Source organism: Mycobacterium sp. 1245805.9 (assembly GCF_001672915.1).
GTDB lineage: Bacteria > Actinomycetota > Actinomycetes > Mycobacteriales > Mycobacteriaceae > Mycobacterium.
Map to the genome: position 1 here is coordinate 11298 of NZ_LZKR01000203.1, position 20074 is coordinate 31371.

21 protein-coding genes and 2 pseudogenes are annotated in these 20074 nt (G+C 69.8%); 14 read left to right on the forward strand and 9 right to left on the reverse strand.

Annotated elements, in window-relative coordinates; translation table 11 throughout:
* Positions 1-9 precede the first annotated feature (9 nt).
* The gene (locus A9X00_RS25790) at positions 10-1566 is read right to left on the reverse strand and encodes a glycerol-3-phosphate dehydrogenase/oxidase (RefSeq protein ID WP_067160058.1); all 1557 of its coding nucleotides are present in this window, start codon (positions 1564-1566) and stop codon (positions 10-12) included.
* Positions 1533-2105 (reverse strand): TetR/AcrR family transcriptional regulator, encoded by a 573-nt coding sequence (locus A9X00_RS25795; RefSeq protein WP_067160061.1) that lies wholly within the window; start codon positions 2103-2105, stop codon positions 1533-1535. The genes A9X00_RS25790 and A9X00_RS25795 overlap by 34 nt, the downstream gene beginning before the upstream one ends.
* Positions 2106-2152: 47 nt before the next feature.
* On the opposite strand from A9X00_RS25795, the gene A9X00_RS25800 reads away from it, so the two are divergent.
* Together A9X00_RS25800 and A9X00_RS25805 are read left to right on the forward strand one after the other, a co-directional pair.
* Complete coding sequence (locus tag A9X00_RS25800; protein ID WP_067160107.1) at positions 2153-3733, forward strand: FAD-binding oxidoreductase; 1581 nt, start codon at positions 2153-2155, stop codon at positions 3731-3733.
* Entirely contained in the window at positions 3730-4659 is a 930-nt protein-coding gene (locus A9X00_RS25805; protein WP_067160064.1) for a diacylglycerol kinase, read from the forward strand. The genes A9X00_RS25800 and A9X00_RS25805 overlap by 4 nt, the downstream gene beginning before the upstream one ends.
* Here A9X00_RS25805 and A9X00_RS25810 read toward each other — a convergent pair.
* The 3 genes from A9X00_RS25810 to A9X00_RS25820 form a co-directional block, all read right to left on the reverse strand.
* Positions 4640-5152, reverse strand: coding sequence for a DUF3145 domain-containing protein (locus A9X00_RS25810; RefSeq protein ID WP_067160110.1), 513 nt, complete (start codon positions 5150-5152; stop codon positions 4640-4642). The two genes, A9X00_RS25805 and A9X00_RS25810, sit on opposite strands and share 20 nt — an antisense overlap.
* Positions 5153-5275: 123 nt before the next feature.
* Positions 5276-6100 (reverse strand): serine hydrolase, encoded by an 825-nt coding sequence (locus A9X00_RS25815; protein ID WP_067160067.1) that lies wholly within the window; start codon positions 6098-6100, stop codon positions 5276-5278.
* Positions 6097-7167, reverse strand: a complete 1071-nt coding sequence (locus A9X00_RS25820; protein WP_067160113.1) for a class I SAM-dependent methyltransferase — start codon at positions 7165-7167, stop codon at positions 6097-6099. Before A9X00_RS25820 ends, A9X00_RS25815 begins: the two co-directional genes overlap by 4 nt.
* Before the next feature lie 129 nt (positions 7168-7296).
* Here A9X00_RS25820 and A9X00_RS25825 point away from each other — a divergent pair, with 129 nt between their 5' ends.
* Positions 7297-8382 (forward strand): S-(hydroxymethyl)mycothiol dehydrogenase, encoded by a 1086-nt coding sequence (locus A9X00_RS25825; protein WP_067160070.1) that lies wholly within the window; start codon positions 7297-7299, stop codon positions 8380-8382.
* Positions 8382-9005, forward strand: coding sequence for an MBL fold metallo-hydrolase (locus A9X00_RS25830; RefSeq protein WP_067160073.1), 624 nt, complete (start codon positions 8382-8384; stop codon positions 9003-9005). The genes A9X00_RS25825 and A9X00_RS25830 overlap by 1 nt, the downstream gene beginning before the upstream one ends.
* A gap of 9 nt (positions 9006-9014) precedes the next feature.
* On the opposite strand, the gene A9X00_RS25835 is transcribed toward A9X00_RS25830, so the two are convergent.
* Positions 9015-9536 (reverse strand): DinB family protein, encoded by a 522-nt coding sequence (locus A9X00_RS25835; protein WP_067160116.1) that lies wholly within the window; start codon positions 9534-9536, stop codon positions 9015-9017.
* 146 nt (positions 9537-9682) lie between these two features.
* On the opposite strand from A9X00_RS25835, the gene A9X00_RS25840 reads away from it, so the two are divergent.
* From A9X00_RS25840 to A9X00_RS25865, 6 genes are all read left to right on the forward strand, one after another.
* The gene (locus tag A9X00_RS25840; RefSeq protein WP_067160075.1) at positions 9683-10321 is read left to right on the forward strand and encodes an NAD(P)-dependent oxidoreductase; all 639 of its coding nucleotides are present in this window, start codon (positions 9683-9685) and stop codon (positions 10319-10321) included.
* A gap of 44 nt (positions 10322-10365) precedes the next feature.
* Positions 10366-10842, forward strand: a complete 477-nt coding sequence (locus tag A9X00_RS25845; RefSeq protein WP_067160078.1) for a MarR family winged helix-turn-helix transcriptional regulator — start codon at positions 10366-10368, stop codon at positions 10840-10842.
* A 128-nt stretch (positions 10843-10970) separates the two neighbouring features.
* On the forward strand, positions 10971-11339 hold the full coding sequence (locus tag A9X00_RS25850; RefSeq protein WP_067160081.1) for a DoxX family protein: 369 nt from the start codon (positions 10971-10973) through the stop codon (positions 11337-11339).
* Positions 11340-11341: 2 nt separating this feature from the next.
* On the forward strand, positions 11342-11743 hold the full coding sequence (locus A9X00_RS25855; RefSeq protein ID WP_197515274.1) for a hypothetical protein: 402 nt from the start codon (positions 11342-11344) through the stop codon (positions 11741-11743).
* On the forward strand, positions 11740-13281 hold the full coding sequence (locus A9X00_RS25860; RefSeq protein WP_067160084.1) for a multicopper oxidase family protein: 1542 nt from the start codon (positions 11740-11742) through the stop codon (positions 13279-13281). Before A9X00_RS25855 ends, A9X00_RS25860 begins: the two co-directional genes overlap by 4 nt.
* Positions 13282-13332: 51 nt before the next feature.
* Positions 13333-13608: a hypothetical protein gene (locus A9X00_RS25865; protein ID WP_067160087.1), complete on the forward strand. Its 276-nt coding sequence runs from the start codon at positions 13333-13335 to the stop codon at positions 13606-13608.
* 22 nt (positions 13609-13630) lie between these two features.
* Here the strand turns inward: A9X00_RS25865 and A9X00_RS32635 are convergent, their stop codons facing one another.
* The 3 genes and pseudogenes from A9X00_RS32635 to lnt all read right to left on the reverse strand — a co-directional run.
* On the reverse strand, positions 13631-14788 hold the full coding sequence (locus A9X00_RS32635) for a PE family protein (RefSeq protein WP_067160090.1): 1158 nt from the start codon (positions 14786-14788) through the stop codon (positions 13631-13633).
* An 82-nt stretch (positions 14789-14870) separates the two neighbouring features.
* Positions 14871-15596 (reverse strand): SHOCT domain-containing protein, encoded by a 726-nt coding sequence (locus tag A9X00_RS25875; RefSeq protein WP_067160093.1) that lies wholly within the window; start codon positions 15594-15596, stop codon positions 14871-14873.
* Positions 15592-17083 (reverse strand): annotated as a pseudogene (gene lnt, locus A9X00_RS25880) (apolipoprotein N-acyltransferase); the annotation flags it as partial. The gene A9X00_RS25875 and the pseudogene lnt, both read right to left, overlap by 5 nt.
* 44 nt (positions 17084-17127) lie before the next feature.
* Between lnt and A9X00_RS25885 the strand changes: the two are divergent.
* The 4 genes and pseudogenes from A9X00_RS25885 to A9X00_RS32885 all read left to right on the forward strand — a co-directional run.
* Positions 17128-18084 (forward strand): SDR family oxidoreductase, encoded by a 957-nt coding sequence (locus A9X00_RS25885; RefSeq protein ID WP_067160099.1) that lies wholly within the window; start codon positions 17128-17130, stop codon positions 18082-18084.
* A 13-nt stretch (positions 18085-18097) separates the two neighbouring features.
* On the forward strand, positions 18098-19204 hold the full coding sequence (locus A9X00_RS25890) for an SAM-dependent methyltransferase (protein WP_067160102.1): 1107 nt from the start codon (positions 18098-18100) through the stop codon (positions 19202-19204).
* Between the two features lie 249 nt (positions 19205-19453).
* Positions 19454-19750, forward strand: coding sequence for a hypothetical protein (locus A9X00_RS32880; RefSeq protein ID WP_067160121.1), 297 nt, complete (start codon positions 19454-19456; stop codon positions 19748-19750).
* A gap of 248 nt (positions 19751-19998) precedes the next feature.
* Positions 19999-20074, forward strand: a pseudogene (locus A9X00_RS32885) (hypothetical protein); the annotation flags it as partial.

Here is a 20074-nt window from a genome sequence, read left to right on the forward strand (position 1 = left end):
ATGCTATCCTCAGCCGAAGCGCGCCACGAATTCCTTGGCCACTTCGGCCGCCCGCTCGCGATCGCGCGCAACCAGGCCGATCCGGGTTCGCCGGTCCAGGATGTCGTCGACGTCCAGCGCGCCCTCGTGCGTGATGGCGTACTGGAACTCCGCCCGGATCACGTCGATGCCCTCGGCGACCGGCTCGGCCGGGCGGTCGCAGGTCGCGCTTGCGATGACGTTGGCCGCCTCGGCGCCGTAGCGCGCCACCAGCGACGCCGGAAGGTCGCCCGAACCCGCGGCCGCCCCGGGATTGCCCGGCGCCCCGATCAGCGGCAGGTCGCGGGTCCGGCACGGCCCCGCCCGCAACCCCCGCCGGTCGATAGCGAAGTCCAGGACGTCCTCCGCCATGTAGCGGTATTCCGTCAGCTTGCCGCCGATCACGCTGATCACCCCCGACGGGGCCTCGACGACGGCGTGCTCGCGCGACACGTCGGCGGTGCGGCCCTCGCCGGTGTCGATCAGCGGCCGCAGGCCCGCGTAGGCGCCGATCACGTCGGCCGTGCCAACCGAAGTTCCCAGCGCGGTGTTCACCGTCTCCAGCAGGAACGTGATCTCCGCGTCGGACGGCTCCGGCACGTCGGGAATCGGGCCGGGCGCGGCTTCGTCGGTCAGGCCCAGATACACCCGGCCCAGTTGCTCGGGCATGGCGAACACGAAGCGATTGAGCTCGCCCGGAATCGGAATGGTAAGCGCCGCAGTGGGATTGCCGAAGGCCGCGGCGTCGAACACCAGGTGCGTCCCGCGGCTGGGCCGCAGCCGCAACGCGCCGTCGATCTCGCCCGCCCACACCCCCGCCGCGTTGATCACCGCGCGGGCCGACACGTCGAACGACTGCCCGGTGAGCTGATCGGTCAGCCGCACCGAGGTGCGGGTCGCCTCCGAGGCCGCGACGTAGGTCAGGACTCGCGCGCCGTGTTGCGCCGCGGTCCGCGCGACCGCGGTGACCAGCCGGGCGTCGTCGATCAACTGCCCGTCGTAGGCCAGTAGGCCGCCGTCCAGGCCGTCACGCCGAACCGTGGGCGCCATCTCCACCGCACGTCGCGCCGAGACGCGCCGCGACCGCGGCAGCACCGACGAAGGCGTCCCCGCCAGCGCCCGCAGCGCATCGCCGGCCAGAAACCCGGCGCGCACCAACGCCCGCTTGGTGTGACTGAGCGACGGCAACAACGGCACCAGTTGCGGCATCGCCCGCACGAGATGGGGGGCGTTGCGCGTCATCAGGATTCCGCGCTCGATGGCGCTGCGCCGGGCGATGCCGACGTTGCCGGTCGCCAGGTAGCGCAGGCCGCCGTGCACCAGCTTGGAGCTCCAGCGGCTGGTGCCGAACGCCAGGTCGTGCTTTTCGACCAGCGCCACCCGCAGGCCCCGCGACGCGGCGTCCAGGGCGATCCCCGCGCCGGTGATGCCGCCGCCGATCACGACGACGTCCAGCGGCTCGCCGTCGGCCAGCGCGGTCAGGTCGGCCGTGCGGCGCGCCGCGTTCAAGGCGGTCACGACAGGTAGCCGTTCAGCGAGTAGGCCAATTCGGCGGCCAGCGCGTCGGCGTCGAGGATCGGGCGGACGATCCGTTCGGATTGGATCGTCGACTGGGCGATGAGCAGCACCATCGTGGCCATCTGCAGCGGGTCGCCGGCGCGGACGCTGCCGTGGCGCTGGGCCGCGCGCAGCCGCTCGGCCAGGGCGTCGATCAGCATCTGCTGGCTGGCCCCGAGGCGCTCGGTTATGTAGATCGGCGCCAGCTCCGAGTGCATCACCGACATCACCAGCTCGTCGTGGCGCAGCAGATCGGCGACCGTAACAATCTGTCGCACAAGCGATTCCCGGTCGTCGCCCTGGAGCGGCGCGTCGCGCATCACGCCGGTGATGCGCTGGGTCAGCAGCGTCGCGACGATCGACTTGGTGTCCGGCCAGCGGCGGTACACCGTCGGCCGGCTGACACCGGCCCGCCGGGCGATCTCCGCCAGGGTCACCCGGTCCACCCCGAAGTCCACGACGCAGCTGGCCGCCGCCGACAGGATGCGGTCGCGGGTGTCTAGCGGCGCAGCGTTACTGGTTGACAGCATGTGTAATACTGTAACGCATGACGCACGCCGAGCAACTCCTGCCGCCGATGAAGTGGAACGCGTGGGGGGATCCCGCCGCCGCGAAGCCCCTCTCCGAGGGCATCCGCTCGCTGCTGAAACAGGCTGTGGGCCTGCAGGATTCGGACCAACCCGAAATCGACGCCGACCAGGTGAAGCTGCGTCCGTCGGCACTGTCACAAGCCGACAAAGACGCCCTGGCCGGCATCGTCGGCACCGAGCACTGCCGCACCGCCGACCGCGACCGGCTGTTGCGCGCGGGCGGCAAGTCCACCCTTGACCTGCTGCGCCGCCGGGACGCCGGGGTGCAGGACGCGCCCGACGCCGTGTTGCTGCCCGGGGATGACGACGCCGTCGGCGCCATCCTGCGCTACTGCTCCGAGCACCGCATCGCCGTAATCCCGTTCGGCGGCGGCACCAGCGTGGTCGGCGGGCTCGACCCCACCCGCGGCGAATTCGGCGCCGTGGTGTCGCTCGACCTGCGCCGCTTCGACCGGCTGATCGAGCTCGACGAGGTGTCCGGCCAGGCCGTCTTCGGGGCCGGGGTCACCGGGCCGGACGCCGATCGCCTGCTCGGCGAACACGGGTTTTCGCTCGGGCACTTCCCGCAGAGCTTCGAGTACGCCACGATCGGCGGCTTCGCCGCGACGCGGTCCTCGGGTCAGGACTCCGCCGGCTACGGCCGGTTCAACGACATGGTTCGCGGCCTGCGGATGGTGACCCCGGTGGGCACGATGGAGCTGGGCCGCGCACCGGAGTCGGCCGCGGGCCCGGACCTGCGCCAGCTGCTGCTCGGCTCGGAGGGAGCGTTCGGCGTCATCACCCAGGTGCGCCTGCGCGTGCACCGGATTCCCGAGGCCGTGCGCTACGAGGCGTGGTCCTTCCCCGACTTCGAGACCGGGGCCGCCGCCCTGCGCGCCGTCACCCAGAATGCCACCGGCCCCACCGTCATTCGCCTCTCCGACGAGGTCGAGACCGGGGTCAACCTCGCCACCACCGAGGCGATCGGCGAAAGCCAGATCACCGGCGGCTGCCTGGGCATCACGGTGTTCGAGGGCACCAAGGAGCACGTCGAGAGCCGGTACGCCGAGACCAGCGCGCTGCTGGCGGCTCGCGGCGGAACGTCGCTGGGCGAGGCGCCGGCGCAGGCCTGGGAGCGGGGCCGGTTCGCCGCGCCGTACCTGCGCGACTCGCTGCTGTCCGCGGGCGCGCTGTGCGAGACGCTCGAGACCGCCACCGACTGGTCGAACGTGCCGAGGCTGAAAGCCGCTGTCACCGAGGCGCTTACGGGCGCGTTGGCCGAATCGGGCACGCCCGCGCTGGTGATGTGCCACATCTCGCACGTCTACCCCACCGGCGCGTCGCTCTACTTCACGATCGTCGCCGGGCAGCGCGGCAACCCGATCGAGCAGTGGTGGGCCGCCAAGAAGGCCGCGGCGGACGCGATCGTCGCCGCCGGCGGCACCATCACCCACCATCATTCGGTCGGCGCCGACCACCGGCCCTGGATGCGCGACGAGGTCGGCGAGCTCGGCGTGCAGGTCCTGCGCGCGGTCAAGGCGACGCTCGACCCGGCGGGAATCCTCAACCCCGGCAAGCTGATTCCGTGAACGCTCAGCGCGAGATCGGCAAGGTGACCGCGCTGACCAATCCCGTCTCCGGTCACGGCGCCGCGATCCGCGCCGCGCAGGTCGCGATCGCCCGGCTGCACGAGCGGGGGGTGCAGGTCACCGAGATCATCGGCGACGACGCCGAGGACGCGCGCCACCTGGTCGCCGCCGAGCTCGAGCGGGGCACCGACGCGGTCATGGTCACCGGCGGCGACGGCGTCGTCTCCAACGCGCTGCAGGTGTTGGCGGGCACCGACGTTCCGCTGGGCATCATCCCGGCCGGCACCGGCAACGACCACGCCCGCGAATTCGGTATCCCCACAAAGGATCCCGAGGCCGCCGCGGACGTCGTCGTCGACGGCTGGACGGAAACCATCGACCTGGGCCGCATCCAATGGGGCGACACCGAGAAGTGGTTCGGCACCGTCGCGGCCACCGGGTTCGACTCGCTGGTGACCGACCGCGCCAACCGGATGACCTGGCCGCACGGGCGGTTGCGCTACTACATCGCGATGCTCGCCGAGCTGTCGCAGTTGCGGCTCTTGCCGTTTCGCATGGTGCTCGACGGCACCCGCCAGATCGACGACGACATCACGCTGGCGGCCTTCGGCAACACCCGCAGCTACGGCGGCGGGCTGCTGATCTGTCCCAACGCCGACCCCACCGACGGGATGCTCGACATCACCATGGCCCATTCGGCGTCCCGCACCAAGTTGGTCCGCCTGTTCCCCACCGTCATGAAGGGCACGCACGTCGACCTCGACGAGGTGACCACCGCGCGCGCCAAGACGGTCCACGTCGAGTGCCCCGGCATCAACGTCTACGCCGACGGCGACTTCGCCTGCGCGCTGCCCGCCGAGATCTCGGTGGTCCCGGCCGCGGCGCGGATGCTGCGGTCGCCGAGGCCTAGCCGACGCCCCGGCTGAGCCAGGTCACTTCCCCGGCGTCGCCGCCGTCGCGATACACCTCGAGCGCCTCGTCCCACGCCGTGCCCAGCACCGAGTCCAGCTCGGCGGCCAGATAGTCGGCGCCTTGGGCCATCATCGACCGCAGCCGCATCTCCCCGACCATGACGTCGCCGTTGGCGCTCATCGACCCGCTCCACAGGCCAAGCTGCGGGGTGTGGCTGAACCGCTGGCCGTCGACCCCCGGGCTCGGGTCCTCGGTGACCTCGAACCGCAGCACCGACCAGGAGCGCAGGGCGTTGGCCAACCGGGCGCCGGTGCCCACCGGGCCGACCCAGTTGGTGACCGCACGCAGCTGCCCGGGCATCGCCGGCTGCGGCGTCCAGACCAGGTTGGCCTTGGACTGCAGGGTTGACGACAACGCCCACTCGACGTGCGGGCATACCGCCGCGGGCGAGGCGTGGACGTACACCACACCCGTCGTCACGTCGGCAAATTGATTCGACGCACGCATCTCCTGCTCCTTCGGTTCCACGAGGGACGTCTTCCCCAACGACCTGGTGGACCCGTGAAAGCGGGATGCATGTGAATTTTTGTGTCCTGCGTGTCTATTGTGCCCTCTGATGCCCCTGTTGCGCTAGTGTGCGGAGTGGTCAATTATGACCGCATCCGAAATCGCCGGCCAGGGCTCCAACGCCCACTCGCCGAAATCGCGGTCGGTCAGCACCACCAGCGCCAGGTCGGCCTCGGGATCTGCCCAGATAAACCCGCCTGACTGGCCGAAATGGCCGTACGTCCGCGCCGAGTTGCGCGAGCCCGTCCAATGCGGCGATTTGGCGTCGCGGATCTCGAAACCCAGGCCCCAGTCGTTGGGCCGCTGCACCCCGTAGCCGGGCAGGACCCCGTCCAGGCCGGGAAACTGCACGGTCGTGGCCTCGGCGTGCAGCTGCGGAGACACCGTCGCAGGCCGCAGCAGCTCCCGAGCGAAGGCCGCCAGGTCGGCGACGGTCGAGGTCGCGCCGAACCCGGCGGCCACGGCGCCGCCGTTGAGGCGGGTCGTCGCCATGCCGAGCGGTTCGCATACCGCCTCGAACAGGTAGCGGCCGAATTCGATCCCCGACTCGGCCTCTAGGGTCTGGGCCAGCACGGTGAAGCCCTGGTTTGAATACATCCGCCGGGTGCCGGGCTTGGACAGCACGCGATCGTTGTGCATCGCCAGGCCCGACGCGTGCGCCAGCAGGTGGCGGACCGTGGAGCCGGGCGGGCCGGCCGGGGTGTCCAGCTCGACGACGCCCTCCTCGACGGCGATCTGCGCGGCCCGGGCCACCAGCGGCTTGGTGACCGAGGCCAGCTCGAACACCCGCCCGGTGTCCCCGTGGCTGGCCAGGACTCCGTCCGGCCCGACGACCGCGGCGGCCGCGGCCCCGACCGGCCAGTCATCGAGCGCGTCGAGGGCGCTCACTTCGTGGCGATGAAGTAGCTGTTGATCGGGTCCGACTCGACCTCGACCACCCGGACATCGGCGAACCCGGCGTCGCCCAGCATCGCGGTGGCCAGCTGCGTGCCCCAGGCCGCGCCCAGCCCGGCGCCGTCCAGCGCCAGCGACACCGTCATGCAGTGCATCAGCGAGGTCGTATAGAGGTAGGTGCTCAACGGGACGTCGACGTTGTCCTCCAGCCGGCTCGACGCCTTGATGTCCGCCATCAGGAAGACGCCGCCGGGCCGCAGCGCGCGGTGGATGTTCTGCAGCACCCGGGCCGGCTGCGCCTGATCGTGGATCGCGTCGAACACGGTGATGACGTCGTAGGCCTCGGACTTGTCCAGGTCGGCCAGATTGTGCGCCTCGAAGGAGGCGTTGGTCAGGCCGAGGCGCGCCGCCTCCTCGACTCCAGTCGCTATGGCCTCTTTCGAGAAGTCGATGCCGGTGAACCGGCTCGCCGGGAAGGCCTGGGCCATCACGTTGATCGCGTGTCCGCTGCCGCACCCGAAGTCGGCGAGGTCCGCTCCGGCGCGCAGGCGCTCGGGCAGGCCGTCGACCAACGGCAGCACGACGTCGACGAGCGCCTTGTCGAACACCGCCGCGCTCATCTCGGCCATCAGCGCGTGGAAGCGCGGGAACTCGCTGTACGGCAGCCCGCCGCCCTCGCGGAAGCAGCCGACAATCTTCTGCTCGACGCCGCCGAGCTGCGGCACGAACAGCGCCACCAACGCCAGGTTGTCGGGCCCGGCCGCGCGCGTCAGCGCCGCCGCGCGGTGGGCGGGCAGCGTGTAGGTGGCGGTGGCCGGGTCGTAGTTGACGACGTGCCCGGTGGTCATGCCGGCCAGCCACTCGCGCACATAGCGTTCGTTGAGGCCGGCGGCCTCGGCGATCTGCGCGCTGGTGGCCGGCGGGAGCCCGGCCATCGTGTCCAGCAGGCCGGTCTGGTGCCCGATGCTCAGCAGGATCGTGAGGCTCGCGCCGTCGATGGCCTCGATCACGCGCCCGGCGAATTCCTCTGTGGTCTCAGGGGTGGTCTCACTAGCCGTCACGCTGAGCGACGCTACACCGGCGCGGTTACGCGCCGATTCTGCGCTCAGCGCGTCCATTTGCTCGAAATGGGCGATCTCAACGCAGACTCGACGCAACGACGCGGAGAGCCCGCCAGTAGGTTGGTTGCCATGAGTCAGACAGTGCGCGGAGTGATTTCACGCAAGAAGGGCGAACCCGTCGAGCTGGTCGACATCGTCATCCCCGACCCCGGGCCCGGGGAGGCGGTGGTCGACGTCATCGCCTGCGGGGTCTGCCACACCGACCTGACCTACCGCGAGGGCGGCATCAACGACGAGTATCCGTTCCTGCTCGGCCACGAGGCCACCGGCCGCGTCGAGGCGGTCGGGCCGGGTGTGACGGCGGTCGAACCGGGCGACTTCGTGATCCTGAACTGGCGCGCCGTGTGCGGGCAGTGCCGGGCCTGCAAGCGCGGCCGCCCGCACCTGTGCTTCGACACGTTCAACGCCGAGCAGAAGATGACGCTGACCGACGGCACGGAGCTGACGCCGGCGCTGGGCATCGGGGCATTCGCCGACAAGACGCTGGTGCACTCCGGCCAATGCACCAAGGTCGACCCGCAGGCCGACCCCGCCGTCGCCGGGCTGCTGGGCTGCGGCGTGATGGCCGGCATCGGCGCCGCGATCAACACCGGGGCGGTGACCCGCGACGACACCGTCGCCGTGATCGGTTGCGGCGGCGTGGGCGACGCCGCGATCGCCGGGGCGGCGCTGGTCGGGGCGCGGCAGATCATCGCCGTCGACACCGACAACACCAAGCTGGACCTGGCCCGCAAGTTCGGCGCCACCCACACGATCAACGCCCGCGAATTCGACGTGGTGAAGACGATCCAGGACCTCACCGACGGCTTCGGCGTCAACGTGGCGATCGACGCCGTGGGCCGGCCCGAGACCTGGCAGCAGGCCTTCTACGCCCGCGACCTCGCGGGAACCGTTGTGCTGGTGGGCGTTCCGACACCGGACATGCGCCTGGACATGCCGCTGGTGGACTTCTTCAGCCACGGCGGGTCGCTGAAGTCGTCGTGGTACGGCGACTGCCTGCCCGAACGGGATTTCCCCACCCTGATTGACCTGTACCTGCAGGGCCGGCTGCCGTTGGACAAGTTCGTCTCCGAGCGGATCGGCCTCGACGACGTCGAGGAGGCGTTCCACAAGATGCACGGCGGCAAGGTGTTGCGTTCGGTGGTGCTGCTCTGATGGTGGACATCGATCGGGTGGTGACCCACGGAACGTTCGAATTGGACGGCGGCAGTTGGGAAGTCGACAACAACATCTGGCTGATCGGCGACAATTCCAACGTTATCGTGTTCGACGCCGCCCACCACGCTGCGCCGATCGTCGAGGCCGTGGCCGGCCGCCACGTGGTCGCGGTGGTGTGCACGCACGGCCACAACGACCACGTGACCGTCGCGCCGGAACTCGGCAAGACCCTCGACGCGCCGGTGCTGCTGCATCCGGCCGACGAGGTGCTCTGGCGAATGACGCACCCCGACAACGAGTTCCGTTCCATCTCCGACGGCCAGACGCTCGCCGTGGGAGGGACGGAGCTGAAGGCGCTGCACACCCCGGGCCACTCCCCCGGATCGGTGTGTTGGTATTCGCACGACCTGGGCGTGGTGTTCAGCGGGGACACCCTGTTCTCCGGCGGTCCCGGCGCCACCGGGCGCTCGTATTCCGACTTCCCGACGATCCTGCAGTCCATCTCCGAGCGCCTCGGCACGCTGCCCGGCGAAACCGTCGTGCACACGGGTCACGGAGACAGCACCACCATCGGCGACGAGATCGTGCACTACGAGGAGTGGGTGGCCCGCGGCCACTAGCCCCGTTGATTACATCAGCTTGGTCAGCGTGAGCTGGCGACGGTGATGGGCGTAGTGCTTGCCCGGGTACCGATAGACGTCGGCCAACGTCATGTAGTCGCGGAAGTACGGGTCCCAGCGGGTCGGGAAGTGCATGCCGCGGCGAAGACGGTCCTCGCTTTCGCGGCTGAGCGATCTTTGCAGCGAGTCGATTACGCGGTCGAGCTTGGCGGCCATGCGCTTGCGGTTGGAGACGAGGGCGGCCAACCGGGTGCCGTGGTAGTTGACGACGTGGAAGGGTGGCGTGCTCGCGTCGAGTAACGCGGCGAAGCGCCGGCCAGCCGAATCGGGCAGCCGCCCGAACATCCGTACCAGCACGAGCAGCCGCTGCACCACCAGGTAACCGAAGACCATGTGGAACAACAGCTCCTCGTTGGTCCACCGCGTTCCCGGTGTCGGTTTGTCCCAGTCGTCCGCACCGACCAGCGTCAACAGGTGATGGAAATCGGAGCGAGCGCCTTCCAAGTCCATTGCTAGCGCCGCGCGGTCGATCACGCCCCCATCATCACCGATGGCCCGTCGTCAGCGCCATTGCGTCCTCCACGCTTCTGTCATTTTTATGTATTATCATCGATAATGATAATCATCCCGCTCGCGAACTTCGGATCAATGAGGCGGGCCTTAGAGGAGGCGGGACCATGAAGGTCACTGTGTTCGGAGCGACCGGCGGCGTCGGTCGCGAGCTCGTAAAGCAGGCGCTGGGACGCGGTTACGACGTAGTTGCCGTCGTACGCTACGCCAGCCGGCTCGGCGTAACGCATCCAGCCCTGGACGTCGTCACCGTCACCGCGCTGGACGATCCCGGCACCCTCATCCCGGCGATCCGCGGAAGCGACGCCGTGTTGTCGGCCGTCGGCCCGCGTCGACGTAACGACGGTCCGGTCGCGAGCAGCAGCACCCGCGCGATCTTGGCGGCGATGAATGCCTGCTCGACGAAGCGATTCGTCGGCGTCAGCGCGCTGCCGGTGGGCCCGACGGCCGAAGGCGAGCGTTTCATGACGCGCTGGGTGTTGCTTCCTGTCCTGAAAACCGTTTTCGGAAAAGTCTATGCCGACCTTGCCGAGATGGAATCCCTCCTGCAGCACAGCGATGTCGAGTGGACGGTCGTGCGTCCGCCCCGGCTCGTCGACCAACCCCTCACCGGTAAGTACCGCACGGTGGTGGGCGCCAATGTGGCCCGCGGCTTGGCCATCGCGAGGGCCGACGTCGCGCACGCCATGCTCGAAGCCCTGGCATCGACAAGCACGATCCGGCAGCCGCTCGGCGTGGCGTACTGATTATCCTGAACCGTGACAATCCTGGCCGGTGTTAACCTTGGCCAATGACTGAACAGGGCTCGGGCATCACCGAACTCGACGAACGGATCCCGTTTCTGCTCTCGCAGCTGGGCGCCCATGTCAGCGGCGATTTCCAGCGCCGGCTGGCGCCGATCGGCGCCGAACCGCGCACGTACGCGGTGCTGCTGGCGTTGGCAGCCGCGGACGGTCAGTCGCAGCGCCAGCTGTCCGAACGCCTCGGAATTCACCGCAACGCCATGGTCATGGTTATCGACAATCTCGAGCAACGGGGGCTGGCCAAACGGTTGACCCATCCCGACGACAGGCGGGCGGTGGCCGTGACCCTTACCGCCAAGGCCCGCCGCCTGCTGCCGGCCCTGCACGACCAGGCCCGTGAGCTGGAAGACGAGATCGCCGCACCGCTTTCCGCGAAGGAACGCGACACGCTGCGGCGACTTTTGCAACGCGTCGCGGCCGGGGCGGGCCTCATCCCCGGGGTCCACCCGCGGTTGTCGCACTGATACCCGTTCTGCAACCACTCCGACGAGCTTCACTCGGACCGGTAGGGTCTGGCACCGCGCATGATTGTCACATATGATGATGATCATCATCTGTGACTAATCTGTCTCTGGCTCGACAGGAGAGCGCCGTGCATACCACCTATCTAGTCATAACGTTCATCGCGATCGCCTTCGATGGATTTTCCGGCGTCGCGGCACTGGTTCACTTCGCGCCGATCCTTCCGGGCATGGCAAGCGCGGGCGTGCCGGTCTCGTGGTTGACGTTTCCCATCGGCACGTTGAAGACACTGGGCACCGTCGGACTCATTGTGGGTCTGTGGGTTCCGGCCATCGGCATCGCGGCCGCGGCGGGACTGGTGATCTTCTTCGTGTGCGCCGTCTACACCCACGTACTTGCCCACGACATCACCGGACAAATGATGTTCGGCGGGTTTCTGCTCGCACTTAATTGCGCCACGTTGGCGGCCACGATCGCCGCCCACCCGGGGATCTTGTGACCATGACGCGCACACCATTGCTATTGGCGCGCTTCAGCACCGCGTTGATGGTCGCCTGGGCGCTGACGCAGGCGATCTTGGCCGGCAACTTCCTCGGCGGCCAATACGACGCGCTGCGGCTGCATGCGCTTGGCGCGAGAGCGATCACCATCACCTCCGCGGTCCAGATCGTGATCCTGGCGTGGGTCTGGCGCAGCACTCGTCGGCGGGGTCCGTTCTTCGCCGGCGTCGTGCAGACCCTGCTGCTCGTCGCCGAGTTCGCGACCGGCGAACTGCGCCTCACCGCCCTGCACATCCCGCTCGGTGTGCTGCTGGTCGTCGGGATTGTCCAACTGGTGACGATGATCTGGCGTATCCCCCTGCCGGTGCGACGCGCCGTCGCCGACCTCGAGGCGACACGGTGAACCGCCGCGCCGTGTTGCGCGCGGGGCTGCTCACCGCGGGCGTGGGCGTCGTCGCGGCCGCGTTGCCGGCGGCGCAGTCGGCGCTGGGGCCCGCCGAGCCGGGCACGCTGTTGCCAAGCCGCGCGCCGCTGCCGCCGCGCTATCAGACGCCGTTGCCGATGCCGGCTCGACTGGCCCCCAGCGAAACCGACGGCACGACGGACTACTACACCATCACACAGCAGGTCACCGATTTAGCGATACTTCCCGGCCTGACCACGCCGGCGTGGACCTACGGCGGGACGTTTCCCGGGCCCACAATCGAGTCGCGGTCGGGCCGGCGAACCGTGATCCGCCATCACAATGCGCTGCCCGTACCGGTCGCGGTGCACCTCCATGGCGGTCACACCCCGCCGGATAGCGATGGGTACCCGCTCGATCTCATCGAGCCGCATGCGCCACACGGCGCCGCCGGACAATCCGGCATGCCCGACATGTCACGCAATTCGGTTGTCGGGCAACGTGAGTACGTCTATCCGATGCAGCAACGCGCGGCCACCCTGTGGTATCACGATCACCGCATGGGCTACACCGGTCAGGCCGTCTGGCGCGGGCTCGCGGGGTTCCACATCGTGCACGACGACGAAGAGGACGCCCTGCCGCTGCCGCGCGGCCGCCGCGACATACCGCTGATGATCGCCGACCGGTCGTTTAGTGCCGACGGCTCGTTCCAGTACCCGACAACCGAGGGCGGCGCGGTCGCCGATCCCTACATGAACGGTGTGCTCGGCGACGTCGTCCTGGTCAACGGGGCGCCGTGGCCGGTGCTGGAAACCGACCCCGCGCGCTACCGATTCCGGGTGCTCAACGCCTCCAACGCGCGCCGGTACCGGCTCCAGCTCGACCCGCCACCGCCCGGCGGGTCCGCATTCACCCAAATCGGAAGCGACGGCGGCCTGCTGGCCGCACCGATCAACCACGACGCGGTCGACCTCGCCCCGGCCGAACGGTTCGACCTCGTCGTCGACTTCTCCCGCTACCCGGCGGGCACCCGGGTGCAGCTCACCAATGCGCTTGGCACCCAGTCAACCTCGGAGATCATGCGCTTCGACATTGTCGGCACCGACCGATCGGACGATACGACGATTCCCGAGAAACTCGCCGAAAGCTATGCCCCGCTGGAGCGTGGTCGCGCCGTGGCCACCCGCACCTTCCTGTTCGGACAAGGCCGCGCCGGCATCTGGACGATCAACAACAAGCCGTACAAGCCGGGGGTTCCGCTGGCCACGCCGCGCCTCGGCGACGTCGAAATCTGGCGGTTCATCACGGACATCCGGCACCCGATCCATGTGCACCTCAACCACTTCCAGGTGCTCTCACGCAACAACAGGCCGCCGGGCCGCTACGATCGCGGATGGAAAGACACCGTCGACGTCGCGCCGTCCGAGGCCGTCGAGGTCGCCGTCCAATTCACCGACTACCGCGGAACCTATCTCGTGCATTGCCATAACCTCGAGCACGAAGACATGGCCATGATGGCCGACTTCGTCACGCTCTAGATCGCCGCGCTCGCTCAGCAGAAACGGCGCGGGCCAACGACAATTGAGGCCGTGGACGATAGGGCCGAATCCGACCTGGCGTGGGAGCTGGCTGATGCGATCAGCCCGCTACTCACCGACCGCGACCGCAGCCGGTTCTACGCCGCGATCGGTTCGGGCGAGTCGTACACCGCGATCGACACGGCGCTGCAAACCATGGCACGGCAGCGGGTGCCGGTGCCGTCCGAACTCGTGGCCAAGCTCACCGACTGGCTCGGCGCGTACACGCACAGCGCCGACGCACCACGGCTGCACGAACTGCTGCGCGCCATCGAATCGACGCGCTGACGCAACGTCCGCGACAAAAGCGTTAGTTCGCGGGCGGCCGAAGACCGAGAGCGCCGAGAAGTTCGTCGCGCCCCCACGGCTTGCTGGTGGCGGCCTCGCGAAGTTCGTTGCGCCATTCGTCCTTGTCTCGCAGCCCCAATCGCAGCTTGTCGCGCAACCCCCGAAGGCTTCGCAGCCGAAGCGGCGGTATGGGAAGGGGCACAGGCGGTTTGTCGCGATCCGAGTGATCCGGGTGCGCGGCATCGCCCGGCTGCGCCGGGCCGCCGTGGTGCAGCGCCTTGGGCGCCGTTGGGATGGGCGGAGGTGCGGGGGCGGCGGGGGCCGCCGGTGCCACCGGTTCGCCCAAGCCGCCGACGGCGGTGGAATGCCCGGCGAGGCCGTCCGCGCCAAGCATCGGCAGCCCCGCCGCAGCCGAGTAGCCAGCCATGACGGCGGGCGCCGCCGGAGGCGTCGCCGCGATGGCCGGCGCGACTGGGCCGGCGGCCGCCGCGGGCGCCCAAGCGGCCGGGACGGCCGCCGCGGCGGTCGCTCCGCCGGCGCTGACGACACCACCCGATGGAGCGATGTCGCCGGCACTGCCCCCGCCGCCGCCACCAGACCCGCCGCCGCCAGACCCGCCGCCGGGCCCGCCGCCGTCACCGGCAGCGACACCGCTAGCCCCGCCGCCGCCGCCATTGCCGCCCTGAGCGCCACCGATCGCGGCCGTGTGGCCCTGCGCGCCGGCCCCGGCGGCGCCGCCGCCCATCGCGTTGCTGCTGGTCCCGGCGGGGGCGGCGCTGACGACCGGCCCGCCGCCATGTTGCCCGGCATTCGCTGCGGCGGCGTTGCCCATCAGGCGCCCGGCGGGACTCTTGCTGGCCGCGTCGAACACGCCCGCCACCTTGTCCAGGGGCGATGCGTTGGCGGCCTCCGTATTCGCATACGCTCCCGCGCTGTCGCGCAAGGCCTGCACGAACTGGTCGTGAAAGGAAGCCGCCTGGGCGCTGGCGGCCTGATAGGCCTTCGAGTGCGCGGAAAACATCGCCATCACGAACGCCGACACCTCGTCGGCGCCCGGAGCGTCGACTCCCGCGGTCCCGGCCGCCGCGGTCGCATTGGCCGCGCGCATCGTCGATCCAACCGAGGCCAGATCCCCGGCCGCAGCCGCCAACATGTGCGGCGTGGCGGTCACCTCCGACATGAGCCACCTCCCCAACCCCCCGGGCAACCTGTCAGGGCGGATCGTATCGCGGTCGGGGCCGACATCCTAGCGTTCAGGCGCATCAATGCCCCTCCAGGATCCGGCGCTTCTCGGCCTCGAACTCCGCCGGGGTCAATGCCCCGGAATCCCGCAGCGCCGCCAACGTTTTGAGCCGCTCGAGGCGGACCCCCTCGTCGCTGGGTTCCACCGGAGTCATCGGAGGCGGCGGCATCGGCGTCTGGTGGAACGGATTCGCCGCCACCACCGCCTTGCGCCGGGTGCGCGACAGCCACATGCCGGACAGGATCGAACCGACCAGTCCGGCCACGAACAGCCCCACGAACAACCAGACCAGAAAGCCGTAGGAACTCTTGTGGCCGAACGCCAGTCGCGGATTAATGTACCCGTTGACCTGACCGTCGGTGGTGATGTTGTAGGTGCCGGCAGCAGGAATCTGGGCCACCCACACCCGCACGTGCGCGTCGTTGTTGACCGTCGTTGTGCTGCCGATGCTTTCGCTGACCGCCGGTTGCGCAACCCCCTCGGGCGGCGCGATCGTCACCCCGAGCGGCGGCACCGGCAGGCCGCCGTTGGAACTGCCGACGACGAGGGCGTGCAGGCTGACGGTGACCTCGCCGGCGGGCAGGTAGAGGCTGTTCGACCCCGGGATCGGCACCTCGCCATAGGCGTTGTACTTGTCCAAAAAGAACGCGTTGGCCACCAGCGCGGCGATGAAGCCGGCGACCGACACGACCATCAGCACGACGGCGCTGGACAGCGAAATCTTCGCGAGCCGTCTGCTGGTCATCCACGCAGTGTGACACCGCGTGCCAGGCGGTGCCAGCGAAAAAGGGCAAAGCCGACGAGGATCACCGACGCCAGCACCGGCACCCAGTCCCCCAGCCGTTGGTACGGCGTGACGGTCGACCCCATCGGGACGCTGACCACGGTCACGCCCCGGAATCCGGACGGGCACCAGGCCAGGCGGTGGCCCCGGGCGTCGAAGGCCGAGCTGTCGCCGGACAGTCCGGCGTGCACCGCCGGGCGGCCCGCTTCGGCGGCGCGGATCGCGGGCTGGGCTCCCAGCTGCGGCTGCGCCCAACTGCCCTGGAACGACGACGTGGAGCTCTGGTACACCAGCAACGCGGCGCCGAGCCGCGCCTCCCGCCGAGCCAGGTCGGAGAACAGGGTTTCGTAGCTGACGAGCGGCCCGATCCGCAGGTCGCCGGCGTGCAGCACCACCGGGCCGGTCCCGCGCTGCCGGTCCTCGGCGGCGGCCCGGCTGTGCCGGGTGATCCAGCCGAAAAGCGATCGCAGCGGGACGTATTCGCCGAACGGCACCAGCCGGGTCTTGCGGTAACTGCCCAGCACCCCGGTCTCCCCGATCAGCACCGCCGACTTGTAGATGCCGCCGCCCGGCGCGGGCGCGTCGACGTTGACCAGAAGGTCCGCGCCGACCCGCCGCGACAGGTCGGCGAGCCGGGCCAACACCTCGGGGTGGCCGGCGAGATCGGATCCCACGCTGCTTTCTCCCCAGACGACCAGATCGAGGCGCGCGCCGACGAGCCCCGCGGTCAGCGCCTCGCCGGCCGCCAGGCGGTCGCCGGAGTCGGCGATCTCCCCCGGCTGCACCAGCGCGACGCGCAACGGAGCGCCGCCGGCCGGCGACGGGCCCACCGCATACCACAACGGGCCAACAGCGACGCACGCCACCGCGCACCCAAGCGCCACGCCACGACCCAACGCGTCGCGGTGCACCAGCACCCCGACCAGAGCCGTATTGCACGCGGCGACAAGGAAACTCGTCAACCACACCCCGCCCAGCGACGCCGACGCCAGCGTCACCGGCTGCGCGGCTTGCGACGCGCCCAGCGACGCCCACGAGCCGCCCAGCGGCGGCCAGGACCGCGCGACCTCGGCCAGCACCCACGCGCTGGGCAGCACCAGCACGGCCGCGACCGTGCGCCGAAATCCGACGGGCGCCGACAACAACCGGTGCGCCAGCCACCCCCACGGCAGCCACAGCGCGCCCACCCCGGCGGCCAACACCACCAGCAGCGGGCCGACGCTGCCCACCAGCCAGTACTGGGTGACCAGCACGAACCCGGCGACACCGCACCACGCCCGCGCCGCCGCCGCCCGCGCGGACGGCGCCGCCCGCACCACCAACAGCAGCGGCACCAGGCCGACCCAGGCCAGCCACCACCACGTCGGCGCCGGGAAGGCGAGCGCGGGCAGCGCGCGCGCGGCGGCCGCGGCGATCAGGTTGCCGCAGGGGTTCGCTGACCGCGACACAAAGAGCAGACTAAGACGGGGCTCATACGAGAGGAGTGAAACGCATGGCCAACGATCTCGTCGCCACGGTTCCCGATCTGTCGGGCAAGCTGGCAATCGTCACCGGAGCCAACAGCGGCCTGGGGTTCGGGCTGGCGCGGCGCCTGTCGGCCGCGGGCGCCGACGTCGTGATGGCGATCCGCAACCGCGCCAAAGGCGAAAAGGCGATCGAGGAAATCCGCGCCACGGTTCCCGACGCCAAGCTGACCATCAAGTCCCTCGACCTGTCGTCGCTGGCCTCCGTCGCCGCGCTGGGCGAACAACTCAACGCCGAGGGCCGCCCGATCGACATCCTGATCAACAACGCCGGCGTCATGACGCCACCGGACCGCGACACCACGGACGACGGCTTCGAATTGCAGTTCGGCAGTAATCATCTCGGGCATTTCGCCCTCACCGGTCACGTGCTGCCGCTGTTGCGCGCCGCCAAGAGCGCCCGCATCGTCTCGCTGAGCAGCCTCGCCGCCCGCCAGAGCGGCAAGATCCACTTCGACGACCCGCAGTTCGAGAAGTCCTACGCCGCCATGTCGGCCTACGGCCAGTCGAAGCTGGCGGTGTTGATGTTCGCCCTCGAGCTGGACCGGCGCAGCCGCGCGGGTGGTTGGGGCATCGTGTCCAACGCCGCGCACCCCGGCCTGACCAAGACCAACCTGCAGATCGCCGGGCCCTCGCACGGCCGCGAACGGCCCGCGCTGATGGAGCGGCTATACAAGGCGTCCTGGCGGTTCACGCCGTTCTTGTGGCAGGAGATCGACGAGGGGATCCTGCCGGCGCTGTACGCGGCCGCCGCGCCGCACGCCGAGGGCGGCGTCTTCTACGGGCCCCGCGGGTTCCAGGAGCTGGCCGGCGGCGGGGTCGCGCTCGCCCGGGTGCCCAAGCTCGCCCAGAACGAGGACGACTGCCGGCGACTCTGGGAGCTTTCCGAGCAGCTCACCGGGGTCAGCTATCCCGGGCCGAACTGACTATCGTTGGTGCATGCGGCCGGAACGTCGACTGCCCGAGTCGAGCATCGTGGTCCGGCCAGAGCCGACCCACAGCGCGACCTACACCCAGTCTTCGCGGCTGCAGGCCGCCGGCCTGGCCCAGGGCATCGCGCTGTTCGAGCGCGCCGCCGAACAGGTGCCCATCCCCGCGGTGCCCCAGCCGATCGTCGTCGCCGACTATGGCGCCGCCAACGGGCACAACTCGCTGAAGCCGATGTCGGCCGGCATCGCGGTGCTGCGCCGTCGCACCCGCCACGACCACGCCATCCTGGTGGCGCACACCGATGTCCCGGACAACGACTTCACCGCGCTGTTTCGGACCGTGTCCGACGACCCGGACAGCTATTTGCACTCCGACACAGCGAGTTTCGCCTCGGCGATCGGGCGGTCCTTTTACGGCCAGATCCTGCCGTCGAACGCGGTCAACCTCGGCTGGACGTCGTGGGCGACGCAGTGGGTGAGCCGGATCCCGTGCGAGCTAGAAGATCACGTACACGTCGGCTACAGCGGCAACGACGCGGCCCGCGCCGCCTACGCGCACCAGGCCGCCGTCGACTGGAACGACTTCGTGGCGTTCCGCGGGCGCGAGTTGGTTCCCGGCGGGCGGCTGGTGGTGATGACGTCGGCCGTCGACGATGACGGCACGTCCGGCTTCCGGCCGCTGCTCGACGCGATCGGCGCGGCGCTGGCCGATCAGGCGCGCGACGGCCTGCTCGGCGAGGAGGAGGTGCGCCGCATGGCCATTCCCACATTCGCCCGCACCGAGAAGGACTTTCGCGCCCCCTTCGCGCCGAGCGGGCGGTTCGAGGGCCTGACGATCGAACACCTCGAGACTTTCAACGCCGAGGACCGATTCTGGGCCCGGCTCCAAATTGACGACGACGCAAACGCTTTCGGCGCGCAATGGGCGGCGTTCGCGCGGGCCGCGCTCTTTCCGGCCCTGGTGGGCGGGCTGAACGGCGGTGCCGGTGACCCGCGAGCGACCGCGTTCGTCGAGCACCTGGAGACCGCCGTTGCTGGACGCCTGTCAAACGCGCCCGAGCCCATGCGGATTCCGATCGCGACGGTGGTGCTGGTCAAGCGCGGCCGATCGGAGTGACGAGAGTTTCGGCCCGCCGCCACAGCGGGTAACCCCCGGGGATAGTCGCTGCGACTCCAAAGGGGGTACGTCATGAGCGTGCAGGACGACAAAGTGGCCGGCCAGGAAGAAGACCAGCGGGCAACCGACCAGGAGTCGGGCGAAAAAGACGATCAGCAGGCAACCGACCAGGACTCGGGCGAGAAAGACGATCAGCAGGCAACCGAAAAGCCGGAGCCGAACGAGGAGCACAAGGAAAAGGCCGCCGAGATGATGACGGCCTACGAGGACCGTCCCACCCTGGTGCTGCCGGGGTCCGGCGCGATGGTGACCGGCACGGCGGTCAACGATTGGCTGGACGACGAGGGCAACCCGAAATGCGAGACGCCTGAAGGTGCCGACTCGGACGCCGGCTCGGAAGCCCGTTCGGATCAGCAGGACGACGACGAGGGCAGGGACGCCGAGGCCTACAAAGAGCAAATCGAGCAGGACAAGGCCCTGAACGAAGAGCTGAAGAAGGCCGCGGCCGAGGAGAACAAGGGCGAAAAGCGCCCCAGCGGAACCTGATTCAGTGGACGCGGGGGCCGAGCTGGCTTAATAAGGTCGGGATTTCCGGGAAGCCCGGGATCGGTTCGTTGATCCCGGGGATCGGCGGCAGGGCCGGGATCGCGGGGATTCGCGGGAGCCGCGGGATCTGGAACGGTGGCGCAGCCTGTGCCGGCGGCGGCGCGGCCGCGGGCGGCTCGGCCGGCGGCGCGGGAACCTCCTGCGGCTCTTGAGCCGCGGGTGGCGCGGGGCTCGGTGCATCGGTCGCGGGCGGCGGGGCCAACATCCCGGCGGGCACCACCACGCTGTCGGGGCATTTCCGGGTGCCGGTCATCACGACGCCGC